18 protein-coding genes and 2 pseudogenes are annotated in these 24,050 nt (G+C 72.2%); 11 read left to right on the top strand and 9 right to left on the bottom strand.

Annotated features, from left to right (window positions below):
* Nucleotides 1-127 precede the first annotated feature (127 nt).
* Nucleotides 128-925: a hypothetical protein gene (locus ACWDSL_RS28550; protein WP_089509190.1), complete on the bottom strand. Its 798-nt coding sequence runs from the start codon at nt 923-925 to the stop codon at nt 128-130.
* A gap of 220 nt (nt 926-1,145) precedes the next feature.
* On the bottom strand, nt 1,146-2,915 hold the full coding sequence (locus ACWDSL_RS28545) for a PucR family transcriptional regulator (protein ID WP_450490147.1): 1,770 nt from the start codon (nt 2,913-2,915) through the stop codon (nt 1,146-1,148).
* 231 nt (nt 2,916-3,146) lie between these two features.
* Here ACWDSL_RS28545 and ACWDSL_RS28540 point away from each other — a divergent pair, with 231 nt between their 5' ends.
* The 6 genes and pseudogenes from ACWDSL_RS28540 to ACWDSL_RS28515 all read left to right on the top strand — a co-directional run.
* Entirely contained in the window at nt 3,147-4,028 is an 882-nt protein-coding gene (locus tag ACWDSL_RS28540; RefSeq protein WP_450490145.1) for an FAD binding domain-containing protein, read from the top strand.
* Nucleotides 4,019-4,534 (top strand): (2Fe-2S)-binding protein, encoded by a 516-nt coding sequence (locus ACWDSL_RS28535; protein WP_450490143.1) that lies wholly within the window; start codon nt 4,019-4,021, stop codon nt 4,532-4,534. Before ACWDSL_RS28540 ends, ACWDSL_RS28535 begins: the two co-directional genes overlap by 10 nt.
* 3 nt (nt 4,535-4,537) lie before the next feature.
* Entirely contained in the window at nt 4,538-6,910 is a 2,373-nt protein-coding gene (gene pucD / locus ACWDSL_RS28530) for a xanthine dehydrogenase subunit D (protein WP_450490141.1), read from the top strand.
* Nucleotides 6,911-6,988: 78 nt separating this feature from the next.
* Nucleotides 6,989-8,173, top strand: a complete 1,185-nt coding sequence (locus tag ACWDSL_RS28525; RefSeq protein ID WP_450490139.1) for an XdhC family protein — start codon at nt 6,989-6,991, stop codon at nt 8,171-8,173.
* Between the two features lie 156 nt (nt 8,174-8,329).
* Nucleotides 8,330-8,785: pseudogene (locus ACWDSL_RS28520) on the top strand (glycoside hydrolase family 6 protein); the annotation flags it as partial.
* Nucleotides 8,786-9,316: 531 nt separating this feature from the next.
* A pseudogene (locus ACWDSL_RS28515) lies at nt 9,317-9,973 on the top strand (glycoside hydrolase family 6 protein); the annotation flags it as partial.
* A gap of 36 nt (nt 9,974-10,009) precedes the next feature.
* Here the strand turns inward: ACWDSL_RS28515 and ACWDSL_RS28510 are convergent.
* Both ACWDSL_RS28510 and ACWDSL_RS28505 read right to left on the bottom strand, forming a co-directional pair.
* Nucleotides 10,010-10,804 (bottom strand): ABC transporter permease, encoded by a 795-nt coding sequence (locus ACWDSL_RS28510; protein ID WP_450490137.1) that lies wholly within the window; start codon nt 10,802-10,804, stop codon nt 10,010-10,012.
* Nucleotides 10,801-11,754, bottom strand: a complete 954-nt coding sequence (locus tag ACWDSL_RS28505) for an ABC transporter ATP-binding protein (protein WP_450490135.1) — start codon at nt 11,752-11,754, stop codon at nt 10,801-10,803. The genes ACWDSL_RS28510 and ACWDSL_RS28505 overlap by 4 nt, the downstream gene beginning before the upstream one ends.
* 178 nt (nt 11,755-11,932) lie before the next feature.
* On the opposite strand from ACWDSL_RS28505, the gene ACWDSL_RS28500 reads away from it, so the two are divergent.
* A complete protein-coding gene (locus tag ACWDSL_RS28500) occupies nt 11,933-13,138 on the top strand; it encodes a sensor histidine kinase (protein ID WP_450490133.1) in 1,206 nt (401 codons plus the stop codon).
* A 5-nt stretch (nt 13,139-13,143) separates the two neighbouring features.
* The gene (locus ACWDSL_RS28495; protein WP_450490153.1) at nt 13,144-13,794 is read left to right on the top strand and encodes a response regulator; all 651 of its coding nucleotides are present in this window, start codon (nt 13,144-13,146) and stop codon (nt 13,792-13,794) included.
* A gap of 1 nt (nt 13,795) precedes the next feature.
* Here the strand turns inward: ACWDSL_RS28495 and ACWDSL_RS28490 are convergent, their stop codons facing one another.
* The 3 genes from ACWDSL_RS28490 to ACWDSL_RS28480 form a co-directional block, all read right to left on the bottom strand.
* Complete coding sequence (locus ACWDSL_RS28490; RefSeq protein ID WP_450490131.1) at nt 13,796-14,182, bottom strand: tautomerase family protein; 387 nt, start codon at nt 14,180-14,182, stop codon at nt 13,796-13,798.
* Between the two features lie 661 nt (nt 14,183-14,843).
* Nucleotides 14,844-15,728, bottom strand: a complete 885-nt coding sequence (locus tag ACWDSL_RS28485) for a phosphatidylinositol-specific phospholipase C domain-containing protein (protein ID WP_450490129.1) — start codon at nt 15,726-15,728, stop codon at nt 14,844-14,846.
* 171 nt (nt 15,729-15,899) lie between these two features.
* A complete protein-coding gene (locus ACWDSL_RS28480; protein ID WP_450490127.1) occupies nt 15,900-16,814 on the bottom strand; it encodes an SGNH/GDSL hydrolase family protein in 915 nt (304 codons plus the stop codon).
* A gap of 121 nt (nt 16,815-16,935) precedes the next feature.
* On the opposite strand from ACWDSL_RS28480, the gene ACWDSL_RS28475 reads away from it, so the two are divergent.
* Nucleotides 16,936-18,060, top strand: coding sequence for a winged helix DNA-binding domain-containing protein (locus tag ACWDSL_RS28475; protein WP_450490125.1), 1,125 nt, complete (start codon nt 16,936-16,938; stop codon nt 18,058-18,060).
* Nucleotides 18,061-18,067: 7 nt separating this feature from the next.
* Here the strand turns inward: ACWDSL_RS28475 and ACWDSL_RS28470 are convergent, their stop codons facing one another.
* Together ACWDSL_RS28470 and ACWDSL_RS28465 are read right to left on the bottom strand one after the other, a co-directional pair.
* Nucleotides 18,068-19,252 (bottom strand): magnesium and cobalt transport protein CorA, encoded by a 1,185-nt coding sequence (locus ACWDSL_RS28470; protein ID WP_450490123.1) that lies wholly within the window; start codon nt 19,250-19,252, stop codon nt 18,068-18,070.
* Nucleotides 19,253-19,414: 162 nt separating this feature from the next.
* Nucleotides 19,415-20,257, bottom strand: coding sequence for a response regulator transcription factor (locus ACWDSL_RS28465; RefSeq protein ID WP_450490121.1), 843 nt, complete (start codon nt 20,255-20,257; stop codon nt 19,415-19,417).
* A gap of 100 nt (nt 20,258-20,357) precedes the next feature.
* Here ACWDSL_RS28465 and ACWDSL_RS28460 point away from each other — a divergent pair, with 100 nt between their 5' ends.
* Nucleotides 20,358-22,106, top strand: coding sequence for an AMP-binding protein (locus tag ACWDSL_RS28460; protein WP_450490119.1), 1,749 nt, complete (start codon nt 20,358-20,360; stop codon nt 22,104-22,106).
* Nucleotides 22,107-22,143: 37 nt separating this feature from the next.
* On the top strand, nt 22,144-23,907 hold the full coding sequence (locus ACWDSL_RS28455; RefSeq protein WP_450490117.1) for an AMP-binding protein: 1,764 nt from the start codon (nt 22,144-22,146) through the stop codon (nt 23,905-23,907).
* Nucleotides 23,908-24,050 lie beyond the last annotated feature (143 nt).

The raw sequence follows: 24,050 nt of genomic DNA, 5'->3' as shown, positions 1-24,050 counted from the left end.
GTTACGCCCCCACAACACGGGCGCAGCGTACGGGGCCAAGCTTTTTTGGCGTGGAGTAGGCCACCGCCCCCCGCCGCCTTCCCGGCGTGTCGCTGTCCCATACTCACCGCAAACCCAGCGCCCCGGCCTACGCCGTCGCGGAGGGCGCCCGCTCTAACTGCTCCGCGAGCCACACCGGCACCCCGCCCAGCAGCCGCACCAGGCGGATCGCCTCCGTACGCAGCCGGGCCGCCTCCGGCTCCTCCTCCACCTCGGCCAGCGCCGCGAGGGCCGGGGCGATGCCGATCAGATAGCCCAGCTCCTCCCGGATGCGCAGCGACTCGGTGAAGCCGCGCCGCGCCTCGGCCAGATCGCCCTCCTGCTCCGCCATCGCGGCCAGATGACGCCAGGTGAACGAGCGCAGCAGTTCGTCGCCGTGGTTCGCGGCCCCGGCGTGTGCGCGCTGGAAGGCGGCCTGGGCGCCGGTCGGGTTCTGCGCCAGATGCTGGGCGATCAGACCGCGGCGGAAGTCCAGCAGCGGGCGGGTCCGCGAACCGGGGCCGAGCAGCGCGGCGGCGCGCCCGAGCGCGGTCCGCGCCTCGTCGGCCCGGTCGCGCACCCCCAGCAGCGTGGCCGCGTACGCGAGATAGCCGCGTTCACACGCCGTGGCGCCCCGCTCGTCATCGGTGAGCGCCAGCGCCTCGGCCGCCCTCAGGGAGTCCTCGGCCGCGTCCCACCCTTCGGAGGTGTACATGCAGCGCTCGGTGAGTACGGCGGTGCGCTTGAGCGCGGCCGAGGCGTCGCCCGCCGCGCGTGGTTGGAGCAGGGCGGCGGCGTCGTGCCAACAGCCGCGCGAGCGTAGCCGCCACACCGCCGTGTCCAGGGGGTCGTCCACAAGACCCGGGCTGAGATCAGAATCGGAATCCGATGATCCAGGTGGTGACATGGCGGTGTCCGCCACATTGCCCTCCCAAGCGCGCCATCGAGCAGGAAGCTGTGATCCGAATCTCAGCATGAATGCGTGGGCGCGGCCAAGGGGTCGGTGTGAATGAATTCACAAACCCCCAGGGAAACTGAACATCCCTTGACCAACAGGTGGACAGCCAAACGGGCGAACGACAGGGACACAGGGACACAGGAACACAGACGGACCGGCGCCCGGCCGGTCAGCTCATCCGCAGCGCAAGGAAGAAGTCCAACTTGTCCTCGAGGCGCGCCAGATCGCGCCCCGTCAGCTGCTCGATCCGCCCCACCCGGTACCGCAGCGTGTTGACGTGCAGATGCAGCCGGGTCGCACAGCGCGTCCAGGAGCCGTCGCAGTCCAAGAACGCCTCCAGCGTGAGGATCAGCTCGGCGCGGTGGCGGCGGTCGTAGTCGTACAGCGGGTCCAGCAGCCGGGCGGTGAAGGCGCGGCGGACGTCGTCGGGCACGAAGGGGAGCAGCAGGACGTGCGAGGCGAGCTCCTGGTGGCCCGCCGCGCACACCCGGCCGGGCCGGGCGGCGGCGACCCGCCGGGCGTGCCGCGCCTCCTCCAGGGCGCCGCGCAGCCCGTCCGCGGAGTGGACGACGGCGCTGACGCCGAGCGTCAGCCGCCCGTCGCCGTCGAGCCCGCGGGAGAGCGGTTCACGGACGGCGGCCAGCAGCGCGTCGGCCTGCAGCCCCGCCTCGAAGTCGTACGCCCCGCCGCCCTCGCCCTCGGCCGCCGGGACCTCGGGCAGCGCGGGCAGCGGGACCAGCGCGACCGCCTCGTCGCCGGTGTACGCCACCGCGATCCGGTCCGAGGGCTCGGGCCCGGTGGCCGCCGGGTCGACCAGCACCTCTTCCAGCAGCGACTGGGCCACCGGACCGCCCGGCGCCCCGTCGCCCTCCCACTCCACCCGGGCCACCACCACCTGCCAGTGCGGCGCCGTGCCCAGCCCCGGCAGCAGTACGGGGGCGGCGACCCGCAGCCGCGCGGCGACCTCGGCGGGCGGCGCGCCCGACTGGACCAGCTCCAGCACTTCCTGGGCCAGCCGGCGCCGTACGGTGCGGTCGGCGTCCCTGCGGTCCCGCTCCACCGCGATCAGCTGGGTGACGCCGTGCAGCAGATCCAGCCGCTCCTCCGGCCAGTCGCCCGCGTCCGCCCCGACCACAAGCAGCCAGTCGAAGAGCACGGTCTCGCGTACGTCCCCGGTGTCCGACGGCGTACGGCCGCCGCTGCGGATGGGGAACAGGGAGTACGTGGCGCCGTCGGCGGCGGTCACCCGGTGCGGGCCACGGCGGCCGGAGCGCTGGGCGGCCAGATGCTCCCCGGCGAGCCGCGCCCGTACCGCGGCCGGCAGCTCGGGCGCGCCGCCGGAGCCGATGCCTCCCGAGCCCTCGCCCGCGGAGCCGGTGCCCCGGGAACCTACGCCCCCGGCGACGCTCGGCATCGCGATCCGGCGGCCGGTGGGGGAGAGCACCCAGGCGGGCAGGTCGAGGTCGGAGCCGAGCAGATCCAGCACGACCTCCGGACCGCCACCCGCGGGCCCCGAGCTCATCAGCCGCCGGTGCCGGTCGACGACGGCCGCCAGATCCCCGGCCCGCTCACCAGAGACCCGGCGCACCACATACTCGGTGATCGACGCGAACGACACGTCCTCCACCACCGAGAACAGCGGCAGCCGGTGCCGCGCGCAGGCCAGCACCAGATCCTCGGGTACGGAGCCGAGCTCCGCCTCGCCCGCCGCGAGCCCCGCGACCTGGGCCGCCACCAGGATCCGTACGAACCGCTCGGAGTCCTCCGGCTCCCGCCGCCACGCCAGACCGGTCAGCACCAGCTCGCCGCCGGAGAGATAGCGGCTCGGATCGCGGAGATCGGTGGTCATCACGCCGCGCACGGTGCGGTCCAGCTCGTCCTCGCCACCGAGCAGCCGCAGGCCCAGGGCGTCGGTCTCCAGCAGTGCGCGCAGCCGCATGTCGTCGCCAGCCGATCCTCGTGTGTTGCCGGTGGAAGTCCTCGCCGTTTCCGGTGAATACCGCTGAGGTTTCCACTCCCCGTCTTTCGTTCGAATCTACAAGACCACGCCGCTGGCCAGCCAACTGCTTCATGGCTTCGGTGACTGCACCAGGTGGCCCACACCTGGGTCTACTGGCGGTAAGCCATGTGCAGAGTTCCGGGGGAGGACTCCCGGAGGGAAGGGACACCCATGGAATTTCTGCGCCCTGCCAGTTGGGGGGAAGCGCTCGCCGCGAAGGCGGAGTACCCCGCTGCCGTGCCCATCGCGGGCGGGACCGACGTCATGGTCGAGATCAACTTCGACCGCCGCCGCCCCGACCACCTGCTCGACCTCACCCGGATCGCCGAGCTGTACGAGTGGCAGACCGGCGCGGAGACCGTACGGCTGGGCGCCTCCGTACCGTACACGCGGATCATCGAGCGGCTGGCGGCCGAGCTGCCGGGTCTTGCGATCGCCGCGCACACCGTCGGCTCGCCGCAGATCCGCAACCGCGGCAGCGTCGGCGGCAACCTCGGAGCTGCCTCGCCCGCCGGTGACGCACACCCCGCGCTGCTCGCCGCCGGGGCCGAGGTGGAGGTCGTCTCGGTGCGCGGCAGCCGCCGCATCCCGGTCGAGGAGTTCTACACCGGGGTGAAGCGCAACGCGCTGGCGGACGACGAGCTGATCAGGGCGATCCATATCCGCAAGGCCGCCGGGCCGCAGCAGTTCTCCAAGGTCGGCACCCGCAACGCCATGGTCATCGCCGTCTGCGCCTTCGCGATCGCGCTGCACCCGGACACCCGCACGGTGCGGACCGGTATCGGATCGGCCGCGCCCACCCCGGTACGGGCGCGGGCGGCCGAGGACTTTCTGAACGCCGCACTCGCCGAGGGCGGCTTCTGGGACGGCGGCCGGACCATCACCCCGTCGATCGCCCGCCGCTTCGCCGAACTGTGCGCCGCCGCCTGCGATCCGATCGACGATGTGCGCGGCAGCGCGGCGTACCGCCGCCACGCGGTGTCCGTCATGGCCCGCCGAACGCTGGGCTGGACCTGGCAGGCGCTGAACGAGGGAGGCGCACAATGCGCGTGACATTCACGGTCAACGGGCGGCCACAGCAGGCCGACGATGTGTGGGAGGGCGAGTCGCTGCTGTACGTACTGCGTGAGCGGCTGGGCCTCCCCGGTTCCAAGAACGCCTGTGAGCAGGGCGAATGCGGATCCTGTACGGTCCGGCTCGACGGTGTGCCGGTGTGCGCCTGTCTGGTGGCGGCCGGTCAGGCCGAGGGCCGCGAGGTCGTCACGGTCGAGGGCCTTGCGCAGTACGCCGAGGCCCGCAGCCGGGGGGTCACGGGCGAGGAGGCCCCACCCCCGCTCGCCCCCGTCCAGCAGGCGTTCATCGACGCCGGCGCCATCCAGTGCGGCTTCTGCACCCCCGGTCTGCTGGTCGCCGCCGATGAACTGCTGGAGCGCACCCCCGACCCCTCCGACGCCGACATCCGCGAGGCGCTGTCCGGCAATCTGTGCCGCTGCACCGGCTACGAGAAGATCCTCGACGCGGTCCGCCTGGCGGCCGCGCTCACCACGGAGGCGAGGTAGCCCATGGGCCCCGGCCGCACGCCCACCCCGACCACCACCCGGCCGCCCCAGGGCGCCACGGTCCCGGGCACCATCGGCGAGTCCACGCCGCGCCCCGACGGCACCCTCAAGGCGACCGGCGAGTTCGCGTACTCCTCCGATCTGTGGCACGAGGACATGCTGTGGGGGTTCACCCTCCGCAGCCCGTACGCACACGCGGAGATCCGCTCCATCGACGTCGGCGAGGCGCTGGCCATGCCTGGCGTGCACACCGTCATGACGTACGCCGACCTCCCCGCCGAGACCCACTACGGCCTGGAGGTCCGCGACCAGCCCGTGCTCGCCGCCGACCGGGTGCGCTACCACGGCGAGGCCGTCGCGATCGTCGCCGCCGACCACCCCGAGACCGCGCGCCGCGCCGCCGCCCGGATCAAGGTCGAGTACGCCGAGCTGCCGCTGGTCACCGACGAGGCCACCGCCACCGCGCCCGGCGCGCCCGTGCTCCACCCGGGCCGTACGGACCGCCACGCCGCACACGCCCCGCACCCCAACATCGTCCACCGCCAGCCCATCAGGCGCGGCGACGTCGCCGCCGCCCGGGCCCGCGCGGACGTCGTGGTGCGCCGGGACTACGAGGTCGGCATGCAGGACCAGGCGTTCCTCGGCCCGGAATCCGGACTGGCCGTGCCCGCCGAGGACGGTGGCGTCGACCTGTACATCGCCACCCAGTGGCTGCACGTCGACCGCGATCAGCTCGCCCCGGTCCTGGGGCTGCCCGCCGACAAGGTCCGGCTGACCCTGTCCGGAGTCGGCGGGGCCTTCGGCGCCCGCGAGGACCTGTCCATGCAGGCGCACGCATGCCTGCTGGCGCTGCGCACCGGCCGGCCCGTCAAGATCGTCTACAACCGGTACGAGTCGTTCTTCGGCCATGTCCACCGCCACCCGGCCAAGCTCACCTACGAGCACGGCGCGACCCGCGACGGCAGACTGCTCTACGTCCAGTGCCGCATCGTCCTCGACGGCGGCGCGTACGCCTCCTCCTCCCCGGCCGTCGTCGGCAACGCCGCCTCGCTGTCCATCGGCCCGTACGCCGTCGACAACGTCGACATCGAGGCGCTGGCGCTGTACTCCAACAACCCGCCCTGCGGCGCGATGCGCGGCTTCGGCGCGGTGCAGGCCTGCTTCGCGTACGAGGCGCAGATGGACGCGGTGGCGGCGGAGCTGGGCCTGGACCCGGTGGAGTTCCGGCAGCGCAACGCCATGGAGCAGGGCGCGCTCATGCCCACCGGCCAGCGCGTCGACTCCCCGGCCCCGGTCGCCGAGCTGCTGCGCCGCGTCAAGGCCCGGCCGATGCCGCGCGCCGGCGGCTTCTCCGACGTACGGGAGCTGCCGGGCGGGCTGTCCAACACCAGCCACGGCGAGGGCGTGGTGCGCGGCGTCGGCTACGCGGTCGGCATCAAGAACGTCGGCTTCTCCGAGGGCTTCGACGACTACTCCACCGCCCGGGTGCGGCTCGAGGTGCTGGGCGGGGAGCCGGTCGCCCTGGTGCACACGGCCATGGCCGAGGTCGGCCAGGGCGGGGTGACCGTACACACCCAGATCGCCCGCACCGAGCTCGGCGTGGCGCGGGTCGTGCTGCATCCGGCCGACACCCAGGTCGGCTCGGCGGGCTCCACCTCCGCCTCCCGCCAGACGTATATGACCGGCGGCGCGATCAAGCACACCTGCGAGGCGGTACGCGAGGAGGTGTTCCGGCGCGGCCGCGAGCGGTTCGGCGCCGACCACCCCGGCTGGGCGGACGCGGGGCTGCTGCTGGCGGGCGGCAAGGTGGTCACCGAGGCGGGCGAGGTCATCGGCGACCTCGCCGAGATCCTGGGCGGGGACGCCATCGACATCGAGGAGGAGTTCCGGCACCGCCCGACCCAGCCCTTCCACCCGGAGACCGGGCAGGGCTTCGGCCACGTCCAGTACTCCTTCTGCGCCCACCGGGCCGTCGTCGACGTCGACACCGAACTCGGCCTGGTCAAGGTCGTCGAACTCGCCGCCGCCCAGGACGTCGGCAAGGCGCTCAATCCGCTGTCCGTGGTCGGCCAGATCCAGGGAGGTACGACGCAGGGGCTCGGGCTCGCGGTCATGGAGGAGATCGTGGTCTCGGACGGCGCGCGGGTCCGCAATCCGTCCTTCACCGACTATCTGATCCCCACCATCCTCGACACGCCGAGCATCCCGGTGGAGGTGCTGGAACTGGCCGACGACCATGCCCCGTACGGGCTGCGCGGGGTCGGCGAGGCCCCCACCCTGTCCTCCACTCCGGCCGTCGTCGCCGCCATCCGGGCGGCGACGGGGCTGCGTCTTGGCCGCGTCCCCGTCCGCCCGGAACATCTGACGGATACGTGACGGTTATGGGTAAATGTGGCGTGGCTGCGGCCCGCCGCCGGACGCCCCCTGTGACGACGGACCCAGGAGCTGAGCGCCATGCTGGACATCGCCGCCGAGCTGCACCGCTGGTGCGAGGAGGGACGGGACTTCGCCGTCGCCACGGTCGTGACCGCCGTCGGCAGCGCGCCCCGGCAGCCGGGCGCGGCGCTGGCCGTGGACGCGGCGGGGACGGCGATCGGCAGCGTGTCCGGCGGATGTGTGGAGGGCGCGGTCTACGACCTGTGCCAGGACGCGCTGCGCACCGGTCAGGCCGTACGGGAGAGCTTCGGCTACTCCGACGAGGACGCCTTCGCCGTGGGCCTGACCTGCGGCGGGACCATCGACATCCTGGTCACCCCGGTGCCCGCCGACGACACCCGGCTGCGCCCGGTCCTCGCCGCCGCGCTGTCCGCCGTCAGCGGTCGGCCGGCGGCGCTCGTACGGATCGCCGACGGGCCGCCGGAGCTGCTGGGCCGCGCGCTGCTGGTGCGCCCCGACGGCTCGTACGAGGGCAGCCTCGGCCCGGCCCCGGACCGTACGGCGGGCCTGGACCGTACGGCGGCTCTGGACCGTACGGCGGTGGACGAGGCCCGCGTGCTGCTGGAGGCCGGGCGCACCGCCACCGTGGAGATCGGCGCGGACGGCGGCCGCTGCGGCGAGCCGGTCACCCTCCTCGTCGAATCCGCCGTGCCCCCGCCCCGGATGATCGTCTTCGGCGCGATCGACTTCGCGGGCGCACTGGCGCGGATCGGGAAGTTCCTCGGCTACCACGTGACGGTGTGCGACGCCCGGCCCGTCTTCGCGACCGCCCGCCGCTTCCCGGACGCGGACGAGGTGGTCGTCGAGTGGCCGCACCGCTATCTGGACGCCACCGAGGTCGACGCCCGTACGGTGCTGTGCGTGCTCACCCACGACGCCAAGTTCGACATCCCGCTGCTGGAGCGGGCGCTGCGGCTGCCCGTAGGGTACGTCGGCGCGATGGGTTCGCGCCGCACGCATGAAGACCGGCTGCGGCGGCTGCGCGAGGCCGGTCTTGGCGAGTCGGCGCTGGCGCGGCTGCGCTCCCCGATCGGCCTCGACCTCGGCGCCCGGACGCCCGAGGAGACCGCCTTGTCCATTGCGAGCGAAATCGTCGCGGCCCGGCGGGGCGGCAGCGGCGTGCCCCTGACGGGTGCCCATATCCCCATCCACCACGACCTTTCGGCGTCCGTGGGCATGGGGTGGATCGGCTCGGTCGTCTGACGGAGCGCCACCCGTGGGTGGGGGAGCGGTTCGGCCACCCGGCGGACGTACGCGTTGCGAGGTCCCGGTTTCTGATTGAGCCTCAGAAATCGACCCCGAAAACGCCGCTCGAGGAGTGCGTACGTGCGTAGAAGACGGACGATCCCCACCAAACCGATGGCCATCCTGGCCGCGATCGCGCTGCCCCTGTCCACCGCGGCCGCCGGATACGCGGTGGCGCCGGGGGAGCCCGCCCCGGCCAGGGCCCTGCACCGGCTGTACACCCCGCCGGCCGGAACGGGCCCCTTCCGCCAGATGACCCGGCTGGTCAGGCACGGCGACCGCAGCGCCGCCGCCGCGTTGCTCGAGATGGTCCGCACGCCGCACGCGGTCTGGTTCGGGGACGACACACCGGAAGAGATCGAGCAACTGGTCCGCGAGACCACCCGGCGCGCCGTGCGGCGGGGCCATGTGCCCGTCCTCGCGCTCTACAACACGCCCGGCCGTGACTGTGGCAGCTACTCGGCGGGCGGCGCGCAGGGCACCGCCGAGTACCGGAGGTGGATCGACGCCGTCGCCCGGGGCATCGGCCACCGGAGGGCAATGATCGTCCTGGAGCCCGACTCGCTCGCCCTGTTGCCCTCCGACTGCGGCCGCGGCGTGAGCGCCGGGCGCGGCGAGGACTTCGCCGACGAGCTCGAGGGCGGGCCGGACGGCGCTCAGAACGGCGAGGACGCATCCGAGGGCGATGCCTTCGACAGCCGTCTCTTCGGCGCCGGGGCCGCCGGGGCCGGGGTGCTGGGCAGCGAGCTCGCCCGCGCCGAGGCGCAGGCCGATGCGCAGGCCCAGGAGCAGATCGCGAGGCGGGGCGCCCACCGGGCCGCGGTCCCCGCCGACATCGACCCGGTCAAGGACCTGCCCGAGGAGGAGCACTCCGACACGCCGGACGAGGTGCACGCCGAGCCCGACGCGCCCGCGGACACGCCCACCGAGAGCCCCACGGACATCCCCGCCGGGAACCCCGCCGAGAAACCCATCGGCAACGCCGCCGACGAACCCGAACCCATCGGCAAACCCGCGAACGCACTCACGAACACACCCTTGGACACCCCCTTGGGCACCGCCCGGAAGGCGCCCGCCCTCACCCCCACCGAGGCAAGGGCCCGCAACGCCGCCCGCTACGCCGAGCTCAACTACGCGGTCGACAAACTGGAACCGCTGCCCGGCACCAAGGTCTACCTGGACGGCGGCCACACGGACTGGCACCCCGTCAGCAGCATCGTGAGCCGGCTGCTCCACGCCGGTGTCGACAACGCCACCGGCTTCGCCCTCAACGTCTCCCACTACCAGACCGACGAGGACAACGCCTGGTACGGCCGGCTCATCTCCGCCTGCCTGGCCTATGTGGCCGACGGCGGCAACCCGGCGGAGTGCCCCGACCAGCGGTGGCCGCGGCTGCGAGCCGAGCGGTGGCTGGAGATCAACGTGCTCAACGATCCCGAGGAGATGAAGCACTTCGTCACCGACACCAGCCGCAACGGCCGCGGCCCCTGGCTGCCCCGGGCCGGCAGCCACGCCGACCCCCAGTCCTGGTGCAACCCTCCCGGCCGCGGCCTGGGCATGCGTCCCACCACCAAGACCGGCGATCCGCTGCAGGACGCCGCGCTGTGGGTGAAGACCCCCGGCGAGTCGGACGGCCAGTGCCTGCGCGGTACGGAGGGGCCCCACGACCCGGAGCGCGGGATGGTCGACCCGGAGGCGGGCGAGTGGTTCCCCGAGCAGGCCCTCGAACTGGTCCGCAACGCCCAGCCCTCTCTGTGACGGACGGTCAGACGGCAGCTGACACCCCCGGTACGGTCACTCCGGCCGGGGGTCCCAGCGGAACCGGCGGACCGCGACGACCGCCCCCGCGGCGCCCCAGACGAGCAGCACGCCGAGGCTTCGCCACACGAATCCAGAGCCGGAGTGCTGGGCCAGAGCGCCGAGCAGGGCCTCGTTGAACGGCCGCACCGGCAGCGCGTCGGCCACCTCGGCCACCGTTCCTGAGTGGATCGGCAGATAGGTGCCGGAGATGAACACCAGCGGGAAAAGGACGAGTTGTACGACCGCGGGCGCGGCCTCGGCATTGCGGATCAGGGAGGCCACCGCGACCCCGAGGGCGCAGAAGCAGGCCGCGCCCAGCACGAGCGTCACCACGATCGCGGGCCATCGCGCGACACCGGGCAGCGGCACCCCGTACAGCCGCCCGACGCCGACGATCAGCAGCACGTCCACCACGCTCAGCATGGCGCAGTGCGCCAGCAGACCGAGAAAGTACGCCCAGGCCGGCAGCGGTGTGGCCCGCACCCGTTTGAGGATCCCGTTCTGCCGCCGCGTGGCGAGCACGATGGCCAGCTGGCTGTAGCAGGAGCCCAGGACGGAGACCGCGGCGATCGTGGACACGTAGTACCCCAGCGCCGAGAGTCCGTAGAAGTACGGGTCGGTGCCGCCGCCACCGAACATTGCGCCGAAGACCGCGATGACCACGACCGGGAAGACGAAGGTGAAGAAGGCGCTCTGCGGGTTGCGCCAGAAGGACAGCTGCTCGTAGCGGATCTGGTGCCACAGCAGGGTCAGGGCGCGGCGCGGCGGCCGGTGGCCAGTGGCGCTCATCGCCCGCTCGCCTCCCTCACGTACTCCGGTGCGCCCCGGCCGGTCAGCCGGAGGTAGACGTCCTCCAGGCTCGGCCGCTCGACGGTGATCCCGCCGAGCGCGACGCCGCGCCCAAGCGCCCAGCCCGTCAGCCGGTGCAGCGCCTCGGTCGGTTCCCCGGTCTCCACGGTGACCAGGCCGCCGTCGCCCGGCGCGGTGGCGGCGACCGGCAGATCGGCCGTCGTGCACCCCTGGGGCAGGGCGAAGCGGATCCGCGCGCGGGCCCTGTCGCGGCCGCCGAGGGACGACGGAGTCCCCTCGGCCACCACCCGGCCGTCGGCGATCACCGCCACCCGGTCGGCCAGCTCCTGGGCCTCCTCCATGGAGTGCGTGGTGAGCAGGACGGTGGTCCCGGCGTCGCGCAGGCCGCGTACGAGCCGCCAGGCGCTCCGGCGCGCGCTTGGGTCGAACCCGGTCGTCGGTTCGTCGAGGAACAGCAGGCCCGGGTCGCCGATCAGACCCAGCGCCAGGTCCAGCCGCCGCTTCTGCCCGCCCGAGAGCGCCCTGACCTTCCGCCGCTCCTGCCCGGCGAGGCCGACCAGGCCAATGACCTCGTCGACGTCGCGGGGCGACGGGTAGTACCCGGCGTCCCGGGCGACCGTCTCCCGGACGGTCAGATACGGCTCGACCGCGATGTCCTGCAGCACCAGGCCGATCCGCTCGCGCAGTCGGCGCCCGACGGCCGGGTCCGAGGGGTCGAGGCCGAGCACGCCGACCCGCCCCGCGTCCCGGGCGCGGAAGCCCTCGAGGATCTCCAGCGTGGTGGTCTTGCCGGCGCCGTTCGGCCCGAGCAGCGCGAAGATCTCCCCGTGCGCGACGGTGAAGCTCACCCCGCGCACGGCCGCCACGGCTCCGTAACTCTTCCGCAGGTCCGCCACCACCACTGCGGCGGCCTGCCCTTGTGTCGTCATGTGTCCATTGCACGGCGGTAGGGGTGGCGGGCGGCAGGGCGAGTGGTCGGCAGCGGGGCCGACGAAGGCATGGCCGTGAGGGGCGGCATACGACTTTCGTAGGGTCCGCCCCCGACGGACGTCTGCCATGGGACACCGCCCGCGTTCCGGGCGCGGGTGGTGTCCTACCGTAGGCCGCATGACTCCCGGACCGTGGCACCGTAGGCATCCGGTCGCCGTGGACGTGGCGATCGCGGTCGGCTTCGCGCTGCTCGACACCGGGACGACACTGCTGCGCGCGACCTGGTGGCCGGCCCACCCGGGCCCGCTGGCCTGGGCCATGCTGGGCGCGCAGGCCCTCGCCTGCCTCTCGCTGGCCGCCCGCCGCCACGCGCCCCTCACCGTCATGGCCGTCCTCGGCGGGTTCACCCTCGCGGTGTCCTTGCTGATCTCGCCGGTGGGCGCGCTGACTCCGGCGCACTCGGGCAATGTCTGGGCCCCCTTCGCGACGGCGCTCGCCGCGTACGGTCCCCCCTTCTATGGGCGGAAGCGGTGGTCCCGGCTGACGGCGCTCGTCGCGCTCGCCGTCTTCACGGCGATCGTGGCGCGCGTGTGGCAGCCGTCGGTCACGGTCATCACCATCGGGGTGCTGCGCACCGCCCTCGGGCCGCTGCTGACGCTGTACTTCGAGGCCCGCAGACGGCTGGTGCTGGCGCTGACCGAACGCGCCGAGCGGGCCGAGCGGGAGCGCCATCTGCTCGCCGAGCAGGCCCGTGCCGAGGAGCGGGCGAGGCTGGCGGGGGAGATGCACGACGTGGTGACCCATCGGGTGAGCCTGATGGTGCTCCAGGCCGGGGCGCTGCGGATCACGGCGCCCGACGAGGCGACCCGGCAGGCGGCGGAGGAGCTGCGGGCGGCGGGCTGCCAGGCCCTGGACGAGCTGCGGGACCTGGTCGGCATCCTGCGCACCGCCCCAGAAGGGGACCCGACGCCCTCGGTGGCCGGTTTCGCCGCGCTGGTCGCCGAGTCGACCGCGGTGGGCACCCCGGCCGAGCTGATCGAGGAGGGCGACCGGGCGCTCGCCTCGCCGGTGGTCGGGCGTACGGCGTACCGCATCGTGCGCGAGGCGCTGACCAATGTGCGCAAGCACGCCCCGGGCGCCCGGGTGACCGTACGGGTCGGGTACGGCGCGGCGCACCTGCGGCTCACGGTCCGCAACACGCCGCCGGCCGCCGGACCCCACCGCGCCCTGGCCGGCACCGGCTCGGGCCTGGGCCTCGCGAGCCTGCGGCAGCGCGTGGAGCTGGTGGGCGGCACGCTGCGCGCCGGGCCCGAGCCGGACGGCGGCTTCGGTGTCGAGGCCACGCTGCCCTCGTATGTGCCGACCGCGGAGACGGTGGGGTGAGGACGGTGGTCCGGGTGGTGGTCGTGGACGACGAGCCCATGGTGTGCGTGTTCCTGCGCACGATCCTCGGCTCGGCCGAGGACATCGAGGTCGTGGCCGAGGCACACGACGGCGCGGCCGGGGCCGAGGCGGTCGAGCGCCACCGGCCGGACGTGGTGCTCATGGACCTGCGGATGCCGGGTGTGGACGGGCTCACCGCGATCGAGCGCATCAGGGAGTTCGCCGACCCGCCGGTCATCGTGGTCCTGACGACCTTCGACGCCGACCAGTACGTACTGCGCGCGCTGCGGGCCGGCGCGACGGGCTTCCTGGTCAAGACCACGCCACCGGAGGACCTGATCGGCCTGGTGCGGGTGGCCGCCGAGGGCCACACCGTGCTCTCCCCGGCCGCCGCCCGCCGCCTGATCGCGGCCTCCTCCGACGGCCACTCGGCACGCGACCGCGCGCGGCGGCTGGTGGAGTCGCTGACCGAGCGGGAGGCCGAGGTGCTGGCCGGGCTCGGCGAGGGGCTGTCGAACGCGCAGATCGGGGCGCGGCTGTATCTCTCGGAGGCCACGATCAAGGGCTATGTGTCGCGGCTCCTGGACAAGCTGGGCTGCGTGAACCGCACCCAGGCCGGGCTGATCGCCCACGAGGCGGGGGTCGTCGGCTCTTAGGCTATGGCGAGACCACAACGCCACCGATGCCGGTGCGGCCGGCCGGTGTGCCCACCAACTCGACGCTCACACCGGAGCGGACGCGTTCGCCGAACACGGCGACGATCGCATCGGTGACTCCGGATATCAGCCGGGCCACGATCTCCTCCGCGTCCGGCCGGCTGAATGCGCCCTCCTTGATGCCGAACGTCACACTCGGCGACGGCGCCTGCGCCGGCTTGCCACCGATGCCCCAACGGCTCGGCGGCAGACCGATCAGGTGCACAACCGCGATGTCTCGTGCCCAGTCCCCGTACACGGCGACGATCGCGTCGGTCAGGGCTTCGATCAAGTCGGACTCCCGGCCGACGAGATCACTTTCGAGGACGTTGACGGTCAGATGCGGCATGGCAACCCCCAGGTGATTGCTTTGAAAGCAAATGTATTTGCAAGTAAAGCTAATGGGCGAGGTTGATGCACGTCAACATCCCGGCCCGTTCGCGCGGTCCGCCGGGGCCCGTCAGCCGGCAGGCTGCTCCCGCACCCACATCAATCGCGCGGAAATGTGCGGCGGGTGGGCGAACCTCCGCACTCCGCGCTCCGGAGACCGCACGTTCATGCGGACGCGTCCCTCGACATCGACGATCTCGGCGTGGTCGTCGAGTGCCATGCTCCATGCGGCGATCCGCCCGTCTTCCTCCTTGCCGTAGACCTGTCCGCACGGTGGCCGGTATCCCGACGGCCCGGTTCCGGGAACGGCTGCGCGGCATGGCCTGTCACCAGGGGCTGGTCGTGGTCGCCGTGGACCCCGCCTACACCTCCCGCTGGGGCGCCCAGCACATCGGACAGCGGAGAGCTACCGGCCAGACCGCATCCGCGCCCAGGCCGCGTGGGACCACGAGCCCACCCAGGACCACAGGCACGCCCCACAAGGGCGACAAGACCTGCCGGAGCCCAAGTGACCAGCCCGTGCCACTCCCAGCACCCAAGACCGTTCGGGGTGCAACCGGCACCAGACACCACCCACCTGGACCGGAATATGCCGAATTGGCCAATGCTGGCCAACAACGCTAGGAACGGTTGTGCCGGATGAGGGTGTCGACGAGGCCGGAGACGGTGTTCGGGAAGTCCATCGGCACCACCCCGAGGCCGGTCCAGCTGTTGGCCTCGGAGCTCTCCAGGAAGCTCTTGACCTGCGGGTTCAGCCGGTCAGCGTTGGAGCGGGGCGGGAGCAGGGCGGCGGTGGAGACGTAGTTGAAGAAGAGCTTGCCGGGCTGGGCGGCGGCCTTGCGGAACTGGGCCTGGATCTTCGGGTACTTGCCGAACGGCTCCGCCATGTAGTCGTCCTGGATGTCGAAGAGCCCCGCGTCGGCGTAGCGCACCCCCGGCATGTTGTCGGAGTCGGCGAGCAGGACGACCTTGCCGCGGGCCTGGCCCAGCGTCGGCAGCGTGGCGTCCAGGCGGAACAGCGACCGCCAGCCCTTCCCGTCGAGGTAGGTGTCGAAGATCCGGCGGAACTCGGCGGCGCTCTCCTCGGAGTACTCCTGCTTGACCCGCATCAGCACGGTCTCCGACGGGTGCGCGGTCAGAAAGGAGCGGCAGGCGGTGAGGACGTCGTCGAAGTTGAGGTGCTGGTAGAAGGCCCCGTGGTGGATCGGGAAGGCGCCTTCGAAGGCGCGGCAGCGGATGTCGAGGAAGCGTATGCCGCTGTTCAGCTGGTCGCCGATGGTGGTGTTCTGGCACTCCGTCCAGGGTCCGCCGTAGCGGGCGCCGGAGTCATGGGTGCCGGGCAGCGTCAGCCGCTGGACGGGGGTGGCGCCGGCGATACCGGACAGCCAGTCCTGGGGCGCCAGTGGCCTCGGTGCGGCGGTCGCCGTGGCCGTACCGCCCATGGCTGAGACAAGTCCCGCGGCGGACACCGCGGCCGCGCCCCTGAGGAACCCTCGCCGGTCCATGCGTAATCTCCCGTCGCCGTCGCTCACCCGTTCGTGTCGCACGGCATCGAACCACAAGTCCGCTTGGGAAAGCGCTAGTTGTGGTCACTCACGATCAAAATAGTGTGCCAAGCGGTCAACTCTCGCACTGCGGTGGGGCCCCGGCCTGCCGCCGTGGCCCCACCTGAGGCGTCAGGCCCGGTGAACGACCCCGCACCGGAGCAGCGCGCGGTTCACGGCCTCCGCCATGGCCTGCTCGCCCTGTGCGTTCGGGTGGGCCGGTGCCGCCGGAGTCTCAGGAGCGAGGGTCTCGATCCAGCGCTCACCGACGGGCCGGCACATGTCGTGGCCGATGGTGGGCTTGTACGTGTCGACGTACGCGGCTCCGCCGAGCTCGGCGGAGCGAGCGATCATGGAGTTGAGGGACTTCGTCTTGTCCCGCAGGTAGCCGAAGTCGCCGGCCGCGAAGGGGACGCTGGGGCTGGTGCAGCCGACTCCGCTGTCCGGGAAGAGCGACGGATAGCCGACCATGACCACCTTGGCGCGCGGGGCGCGGCGGTGAACTTCGGCGATCACCTGGGAGATCTTCGGCGCCGTGGCGGCGATGCTCTGCTCCACCTGGTCGCTGCCGCCCTGGGTGAGAGCGTCACGGCATGGGCTTCCGGACGGGTTTCCCGCGCCCAGCGTGGCGCAGCGTCCCAGTACGGCGGAGAAGCCGATGTCGTTGCCGCCGATGCTCACGGTGACCAGGTCGGTGTCGCGCTTGAGGGCGTCGTATTGGGCGGGCGCGGTGTCCGTGGCGAGGGCCAGGTCGGCTGTGGTCGCCCCGGAACATGTGACGTCCGTCAGCCGTGCGGTGTTCCGCTCGGCCACGAGATGCGGGTAGTTGGCGTTGGAGCGGGCGCACGCGGTGTCGATCTGCTCGGGGACGCCGGGCGCCGCGGCGTAGGAGTCTCCCAGGGCCACGTAGTCGAGCGATCCGGTGTGCCGCGGCGCGGCGCTCGCCGGTACAGAGGACGTCATCGCGAAGGCCAGCGCGCCGGCGGCGGCTATGGCGCCGAGGGCGGCGGTGCGTTGACGTGGGCTGTGCGTGGAATGTGGTTTCACCCGGGCAAGTATCGCGAACGCCCTCGTAATCCTCCAAGCAACTCACCGACCGCACGTGGGACTTGGGAAGAAGCGGAGACCAGGACAGAAGCTGACCGCAAGGCCCCGTAGCGTGGAGCGCATGACGAACGACGTACTCGGCCCCCGGGCGCTCAACAGGGCGCTGCTGGAGCGCCAACTGCTGCTGGACCGGTCGGGGTCCCTCACCGCCCTCGAGGTGATCGAGCGGCTCGTCGGCATGCAGTCCCAGGCGCCCGGTGCCCCGTACATCGGCCTGTGGACGCGTCTGGACGGCTTCGCCTTCGAGGAGCTGGCGCGGCTGACGCAGGAGCGGGAGGTGGTGCGGATGGTGCTGATGCGCGGCACCGTGCACCTCGTCTCCGCGGCCGACGCGCTGCGGCTGCGGCCGTTCATCCAGCCCATGCTCGACAAGCAGTTCCGTGGTACGCCCTTCGCGCCCGGGCTGACCGGTGTGGCGCGGGAGGAGCTGGTGGCGGCCGGGCGGAAGCTGCTCACGCGGGGTGCCCTGAGCCCGGCCGAGCTGCGCGCCGAGCTCGGCCCCCGGTGGCCGGACGCGGACCCGGACGCGCTGGTCAACGCGGTGCGGCTGTGGGCGCCGCTGGTGCAGGTGCCGCCGCGCGGGCTGTGGGGCAAGAGCGGCGGGCCCCGGTACGCGACCGTCGAGGACTGGCTGGGACGGCCGATGGAGGCCGAACCCTCCCTGGACGCCGTGGTGCTGCGCTATCTCGCGGCCTTCGGGCCCGCGACCGTCGCGGACATCCAGAAGTGGTGCGGGTTGACCGGGCTGCGCGAGGTGGTCGAGCGGCTGGGGCCCCGCCTGCGGAGGTACCGGGACGAGAACGGGCGCGAGCTGTACGACCCGGCCGACGCGGCGGACGCGTCGCTCCCGGACCCCGGTCTGCCCGTCCCCGCCCGTTTCGTAGCGGACTTCGACAACCTGCTGCTCTCGCATGCCGACCGCGCCCGCATCCTCGCCGATGAGTACCGGGTGCCGGTGATGGGCGTCAACGGCATCGTGCGCGGCACGATCCTGGTGGACGGCTTCGTCGCCGGGATCTGGAAGGTCGAGCGCGCCCGCGGTGCGGCGGTGCTGCGCGTGACCCCGTTCGTCCGGCTCGGCGCCGCCGACCGGGAGGCCCTGGAGGCCGAGGGTGCGCGGCTGCTGGCGGTGACCGACCCGGCGGCTGGGGAGCGGGATGTGCGGTTCGAACCGGTGGCGGGCTGACGGCGGTTCAGAGCCAGCCGCGCCGTTTGAACACCACGTACAGGCTCAGACAGACCACTGCCATCAGCAGGATCGCGAAGGGGTATCCGAAGGCCCAGTGCAGCTCCGGCATCTCGCGGAAGTTCATGCCGTAGATGGTGCCGACGAGGGTGGGGGCGAAGAGGATGGCGGCCCAGGCGGAGATCTTCTTGACCTCCTCGTTCTGCTCGAAGCCCGCCTCGGCCAGCGCCCGCATCTCCGCGTTCTGCTGCTGGGTGACCAAGGTGGCGTTGACCGCGAGGATGTCGGTGAGGGCGGAGCGGAAGCCGTCCACGCGCTCGCTGGTGTGGGTGACGTGGTCGGCGACGTCCCGCAGATAGCGCCGCAGCTCCTCGTCCGTGCCGTACTTGTCGAACCCGGCCATCAGGCCGTGCAACATCCCCACCAGCGGACGGGTCGCGCGCTGGAACTCGACCATCTCGCGGGAGAGTTCATAGATACGGCGGGAGACCTCGGGGTGGCCGCGGAAGACCTCGGTCTCGATCTCGTCGATATCGTTCTGCACGCCCGCGACCACCGGGGCATAGCCGTCCACGACCGAGTCCAGGATGGCGTACAGCACGGCCTCAGGACCGAGGGCCAGCAGCTCGGGCGCGGCCTCCATCCGGCGGCGCACCGCCGAGAGGTCGGGGGCGGCGCCGTGGCGTACGGTGATCACGAAGTCGGGGCCGACGAAGAGATGCAGCTCGCCGAAGTCGACCTCCTCGGGCGCGTCGAGGTAGCGGGCCGCGCGCAGCACCACGAACAGCGTGTCGCCGTAGCGCTCCAGCTTCGGCCGCTGATGGGCCTCCAGCGCGTCCTCGATGGCCAGCTTGTGCAGGTCGAACTCGTCCGCGAGCGACAGCAGCTCCGCCTCGGTGGGCCGTAGTAGCCCGATCCAGGCCATGCCCCCGGGCTCCTCGCGCAGCCGCCGGTACGTGGCGGCCAGCGAGCTGGGCGTGCCGACCCGGCGCCCGTTCCGGTACACCGCGGCGTCGACCACGCTGCGGTCGTCCTCCGGCGCGGCCTGGGCACCCGGGCCCCCGGGGTGCGGCTCTGCGTTCGGCGGGCTCGGCGGTGTGTCCCGCGCCGAGCCGGAGCCCGGTGCGGGGCGCAGCCAGGAGGGCTTCCGCGGTGAGCGCGGGGACCGGGGACGGCGCTCTTCGCTGTGCATCGCGGACCTCACCTCCTTGAGCCTGGGCGCGCGGGCACGGGGCGCTGACCTCAGGGTCTCAGGGAAGGATATACGTACCAAATGACCCGGATCGGGTCGGGCTGCCCCACCGGGCGCAAACGCCGCCGGGCCGCGCCGGCCCCAGGGCTTTGACGACAGGCCCTACGGCAGCAGCCCGGCGCGCCGGGCCTCCACCACCGCGTGGAGCCTCGTATGCGCCCCCAACTTCCGCATCGACGAGCGCAGGTAGCTCTTCACGGTCTCCGGCCGCAGCCCCAGCCGGTCCGCCGCCGCCGAGTTCGTCGCGCCCGACGCCACGCAGGCCAGCACATCCACCTCGCGCGGCGACAGCTCCACCCCCGGCCGCGCCGCCGTGTCCGCCGTGCCGCCCGAGGAGGCTTTGGCCAGCCGTCCGCAGGCGCTGAGGATCTGCTCCCGCAGCTGCGGGTCGGTGACCTGCTGGGCCAGCGCCCGCAGATCGCCGTGTGCCTCCCGTACCTCTTCCCACAGCGCCGGATCCGCCTCGGGCTGCTGCTGTGTGACGGTGATCAGCCGCTGTGCCTCGTCCTGCACCGCCAGCGAGTGCTCCAGTTCGCGCGCCGCCTCCATCGCCGCGTTCAGCGCCCGGTCGCCGAGGGCCAGGGGCTGGCGCAGCGCGCCGTACAGCACCCCGCGCACCCGGCCGCGGACCACCACCGGGACCGCCAGCATCGAGCGCAGGCCCTCGGCGCCGACCGCCGCGTCGTACTCATGGCTGATGACCCGGGAGACCGGGTAGTCGACCACCGAGATCGGCCGGGACATGGTGAGGACCTTGCCGCCGAGACCGTTGCCGGGGGTGACGGCGAGCCCGCGCAGGGAGTTGGTCATGGTGCCGGTGAGTTCGGAGATACGGAACTGCCGCGCACTCGAGAACAGCCCGCCGAAGGCCACGGGCAGCCCGCCGCGCCGCCGCATCCGTAGCAGGGCCGTCCGCACATCCACCGTCCGGTCCGATTCCGCCACGGCCACCTCCCCGAAATACCACCACCCCCGTCCGGGGGTGGTGAGACTCAGATCACCCGTCGCACGATGCTAGCGAGCGCCATAGCAATCAGGAGGAGATGTGACAGCAAACAGCCCGACTCAGAGTTTCCGGGCGGCACGGGATTTCCTCCTGGCCCACGGAGACGACTACGCGGCGGCGTACGAGGGTTTCAGCTGGCCGCGCCCGGCCGAGTTCAACTGGGCGCTCGACTGGTTCGACCAGATCGCCCAGGACAACGAACGTACCGCGCTGCATATCGTCGAGGAAGACGGCCTGGAGACGCGGATCAGCTTCCAGGACATGCGCCGCCGCTCCGACCGGGCGGCGAACTGGCTGCGCGCCCAGGGCGTGCGGGCCGGTGACCGCATCGTGGTGATGCTCGGCAACCAGACCGAGCTGTGGGAGACCGCGCTGGCGGCCATGAAGCTGCGGGCCGTGGTCATCCCCGCCACCCCGCTGCTCGGCCCGCTCGACCTGGTCGACCGGGTGGAGCGCGGGCGCGCGGCGCATGTGATCGTGCGGGCCGAGGACACCGCCAAGTTCGCCGAGGTGCCCGGGGACTACACCCGTATCGCGGTCGGCGGCGCGCCCGACGGCTGGCTGGCCTACGCGGACGCGGGCACGAGTACGAGTACGGGTACGGACGCGGGCACGAGTACGGGGGAGGCGGGGACGGGCACGGAGACCGGCGGGGGCGAACCCTTCGTGCCGGACGGTCCGACCCTGGCCACCGCCCCCCTCATGCTCTACTTCACCTCGGGCACCACCGCCCGCCCCAAGCTGGTCCAGCACACCCACATCTCGTACCCCATCGGCCATCTGTCGACGATGTACTGGATCGGGCTCCGGCCCGGCGACGTCCACCTCAACATCTCCTCCCCGGGCTGGGCCAAGCACGCCTGGTCCAATCTCTTCGCCCCGTGGAACGCCGAGGCGACCGTGTTCGTGCACAACTACACGCGCTTCGACCCCACCCGCCTCATGGCCGAGATGGACCGCTGCGAGGTGACCACCTTCTGTGCCCCGCCGACCGTATGGCGGATGCTCATCCAGGCCGATCTGACCCAGCTGCGCACCCCGCCCCGCGAGGTCGCCGCGGCCGGGGAACCGCTCAACCCCGAGGTCATCGAGCATGTCCGGCGCGCCTGGGGGGTGACCATCAGGGACGGCTTCGGCCAGACCGAGACCTCCGTGCAGGTGGCCAACACCCCGGGCCAGCCGCTCAAGGTCGGCTCGATGGGCCGCCCCAGCCCCGGCTTCGCGGTCACCCTGCTCGACCCGGTCACCGGGGAGCCGGGGGACGAGGGGGAGATCTGTCTCGATCTGTCGGGTCCCTCCGGCCGGCCCGTCGGCCTGATGACCGGTTACGAGGGTGACGAGGAGCGGACCGCCGAGGCGACGGCGGGCGGCTACTACCGCACCGGGGACATCGGATCGCGCGACGCCGATGGCTACATCACCTATATCGGCCGAGCGGACGACGTCTTCAAGGCATCCGACTACAAGATCTCGCCATTCGAGCTGGAGAGCGCCCTTCTGGAGCACGAGGCGGTCGCCGAGGCCGCCGTGGTGCCGGCGCCCGATCCGCTGCGGCTGGCGGTGCCGAAGGCTTACGTCGTGCTGGCCGAGGGGTGGGAGCCGGGGCCAGAGACCGCGAAGGTCCTGTTTGCTCACTCCAGGGCGGTTCTTGCGCCGTACAAGCGTGTCCGTCGACTGGAATTCGCAGAACTTCCCAAGACCGTGTCCGGCAAAATCCGCCGTATAGAGCTACGCGAGCGCACGCTGCGCGGCGATGGTGTCGAGTTTCATGAGGAGACCACCTCATGACCGACCCGCACTCACCACGCGATCACGAGGAGTACTCATGACCGACCGCCCGGCCGACCCATCAGGCCCACCGGACTCATCAGGCCCACCGGACCCATCGGACTCATCCGCGACCACCGCCGCGCTGTCGTACGCCAGCGGGGCGGGCGAGGTCCCGCTGCTCGGCGACACCATCGGCGCCAACCTGGCCGGTGCCATAGAGCGTTTCGCCGACCGGGAAGCGCTCGTCGACATCCCCACCGGCCGCCGCTGGACCTACGCCGAGTTCGGCCGGTCCGTCGAGGAGGTCGCGCTCGGGCTGATGGCCAAGGGCGTCGGCAAGGGCGACCGGGTCGGGATCTGGGCCGTCAACTGCGCCGAGTGGGTGCTGGTGCAGTACGCCACCGCCCGCATCGGCGCGATCATGGTCAATATCAACCCCGCCTCCCGCGTCCATGAGCTGACGTTCGTGCTGCGGCAGGCCGGTGTCTCCGTACTGATCTCCTCGACCGAGCACAAGACCAGCAACTACCGCCGCATGGTCGAACAGGTGCGCTCCGAGTGTTCCGCCCTGCGCGATGTCATCTACATCGGCGACCGCACCTGGGACGGTCTCGTACGGGCCGGCGCCGATGTGTCACGGGAGCGGCTGATCGAGCGCGAGGCCCGGCTGACCTGCGACGACCCGGTCAATATCCAGTACACCTCCGGTACGACCGGCTTCCCCAAGGGCGCCACGCTCTCGCACCACAACATCCTCAACAACGGCTACTCCGTCGGGGAGACGCTCAGCTACACCGAGCAGGACCGCGTCTGTCTGCCGGTCCCCTTCTCCCACTGCTTCGGCATGGTGACGGGCAACCTGGGCGCCACCAGCCACGGCGCCTGCATCGTCATCCCCGCCCCCACCTTCGACCCGGCCGCCACGCTCCGGGCCGTCGAGCAGGAGCGGTGCACCGCGCTGTACGGCGTCCCGACGATGTTCATCGCCGAACTGGGGCTGCCCGACTTCGACTCGTACGACCTCTCCTCCCTGCGCACCGGGATCATCGCCGGATCCACCTGTCCGGTGGAGGTGCTGCGGCGCGTGGTGGACGAGATGCATATGGCCGAGGTGTCGATCTTCTACGGCATGACCGAGACCTCGCCGGTGTCCACCCAGACCCGGCGCGACGACGATCTGCGCCATCGCACCGGTACGGTCGGCCGGGTGCTGCCGCACCTCGAGATCAAGGTCGTGGACCCGCTGACCGGGGTGACGGTGCCCCGCGGCACCCGCGGTGAGCTGTGCACCCGAGGCTATTCGGTGATGCTCGGCTACTGGGAGGAGCCGGAGCGGACCGCCGAGGTGATCGACGGGGGCCGCTGGATGCACACCGGCGACCTCGCGATCATGGGCGAGGACGGCTATGTCCGGATCGTCGGCCGGATGAAGGACATGATCATCCGGGGTGGGGAGAAGGTGTACCCCCGGGAGATCGAGGAGTTCCTGTACACCCATCCCAAGATCGCCGATGTGCAGGTCGTCGGCGTACCGGACGAGAAGTACGGCGAGGAGATCCTGGCCTGCGTCATCCTGCGGGAGGGCGCCAAATCGCTCACCCGCGACGAGCTGGCCCGCTTCTGCCGGGGCCGGCTCGCCCACTACAAGGTGCCCCGCTATCTGCGGGTCATGGACGCCTTCCCGATGACCGTCAGCGGCAAGGTCCGCAAGGTCGAACTGCGCCAGGCGGGCATCGCCGACGCGGTCCGGCTGCGGAACTCCCGAACAGAACAGACAGCACAGACGGACGCGAAGGCCCAGGCCACCCCCCTGCGCTGACGCATCCGGCGCACACCCGGCGCCAGAAGCATGTCCGGCGGCAGCCTCACCCGCTGCCGCACGGCATTGAAACCGCACCCCTGCCCCCTGCTCCGCTCCCTCCCCCTCTGCCCCTCGCCCGGGCGGCGGCTCTGTCAGTGCCG

The organism is Streptomyces sp. NPDC000941, assembly GCF_053599555.1.
The sequence above is the reverse complement of the archived record's forward strand: the minus strand, read 5'-3'. Positions and strand labels throughout refer to the sequence as shown.

Coding starts and splice junctions, on each gene's coding strand:
- pucD (WP_450490141.1), top strand. CDS start 4,538: ATGGGCCCCGGCCGCACGCCCACCCCGACCACCACCCGGCCGCCCCAG.
- ACWDSL_RS28490 (WP_450490131.1), bottom strand. CDS start 14,182: ATGCCGCATCTGACCGTCAACGTCCTCGAAAGTGATCTCGTCGGCCGG.
- ACWDSL_RS28535 (WP_450490143.1), top strand. CDS start 4,019: ATGCGCGTGACATTCACGGTCAACGGGCGGCCACAGCAGGCCGACGAT.
- ACWDSL_RS28540 (WP_450490145.1), top strand. CDS start 3,147: ATGGAATTTCTGCGCCCTGCCAGTTGGGGGGAAGCGCTCGCCGCGAAG.
- ACWDSL_RS28500 (WP_450490133.1), top strand. CDS start 11,933: ATGACTCCCGGACCGTGGCACCGTAGGCATCCGGTCGCCGTGGACGTG.
- ACWDSL_RS28525 (WP_450490139.1), top strand. CDS start 6,989: ATGCTGGACATCGCCGCCGAGCTGCACCGCTGGTGCGAGGAGGGACGG.
- ACWDSL_RS28475 (WP_450490125.1), top strand. CDS start 16,936: ATGACGAACGACGTACTCGGCCCCCGGGCGCTCAACAGGGCGCTGCTG.
- ACWDSL_RS28485 (WP_450490129.1), bottom strand. CDS start 15,728: ATGGACCGGCGAGGGTTCCTCAGGGGCGCGGCCGCGGTGTCCGCCGCG.
- ACWDSL_RS28545 (WP_450490147.1), bottom strand. CDS start 2,915: ATGCGGCTGCGCGCACTGCTGGAGACCGACGCCCTGGGCCTGCGGCTG.
- ACWDSL_RS28510 (WP_450490137.1), bottom strand. CDS start 10,804: ATGAGCGCCACTGGCCACCGGCCGCCGCGCCGCGCCCTGACCCTGCTG.
- ACWDSL_RS28550 (WP_089509190.1), bottom strand. CDS start 925: ATGTCACCACCTGGATCATCGGATTCCGATTCTGATCTCAGCCCGGGT.
- ACWDSL_RS28505 (WP_450490135.1), bottom strand. CDS start 11,754: ATGACGACACAAGGGCAGGCCGCCGCAGTGGTGGTGGCGGACCTGCGG.
- ACWDSL_RS28470 (WP_450490123.1), bottom strand. CDS start 19,252: ATGCACAGCGAAGAGCGCCGTCCCCGGTCCCCGCGCTCACCGCGGAAG.
- ACWDSL_RS28455 (WP_450490117.1), top strand. CDS start 22,144: ATGACCGACCGCCCGGCCGACCCATCAGGCCCACCGGACTCATCAGGC.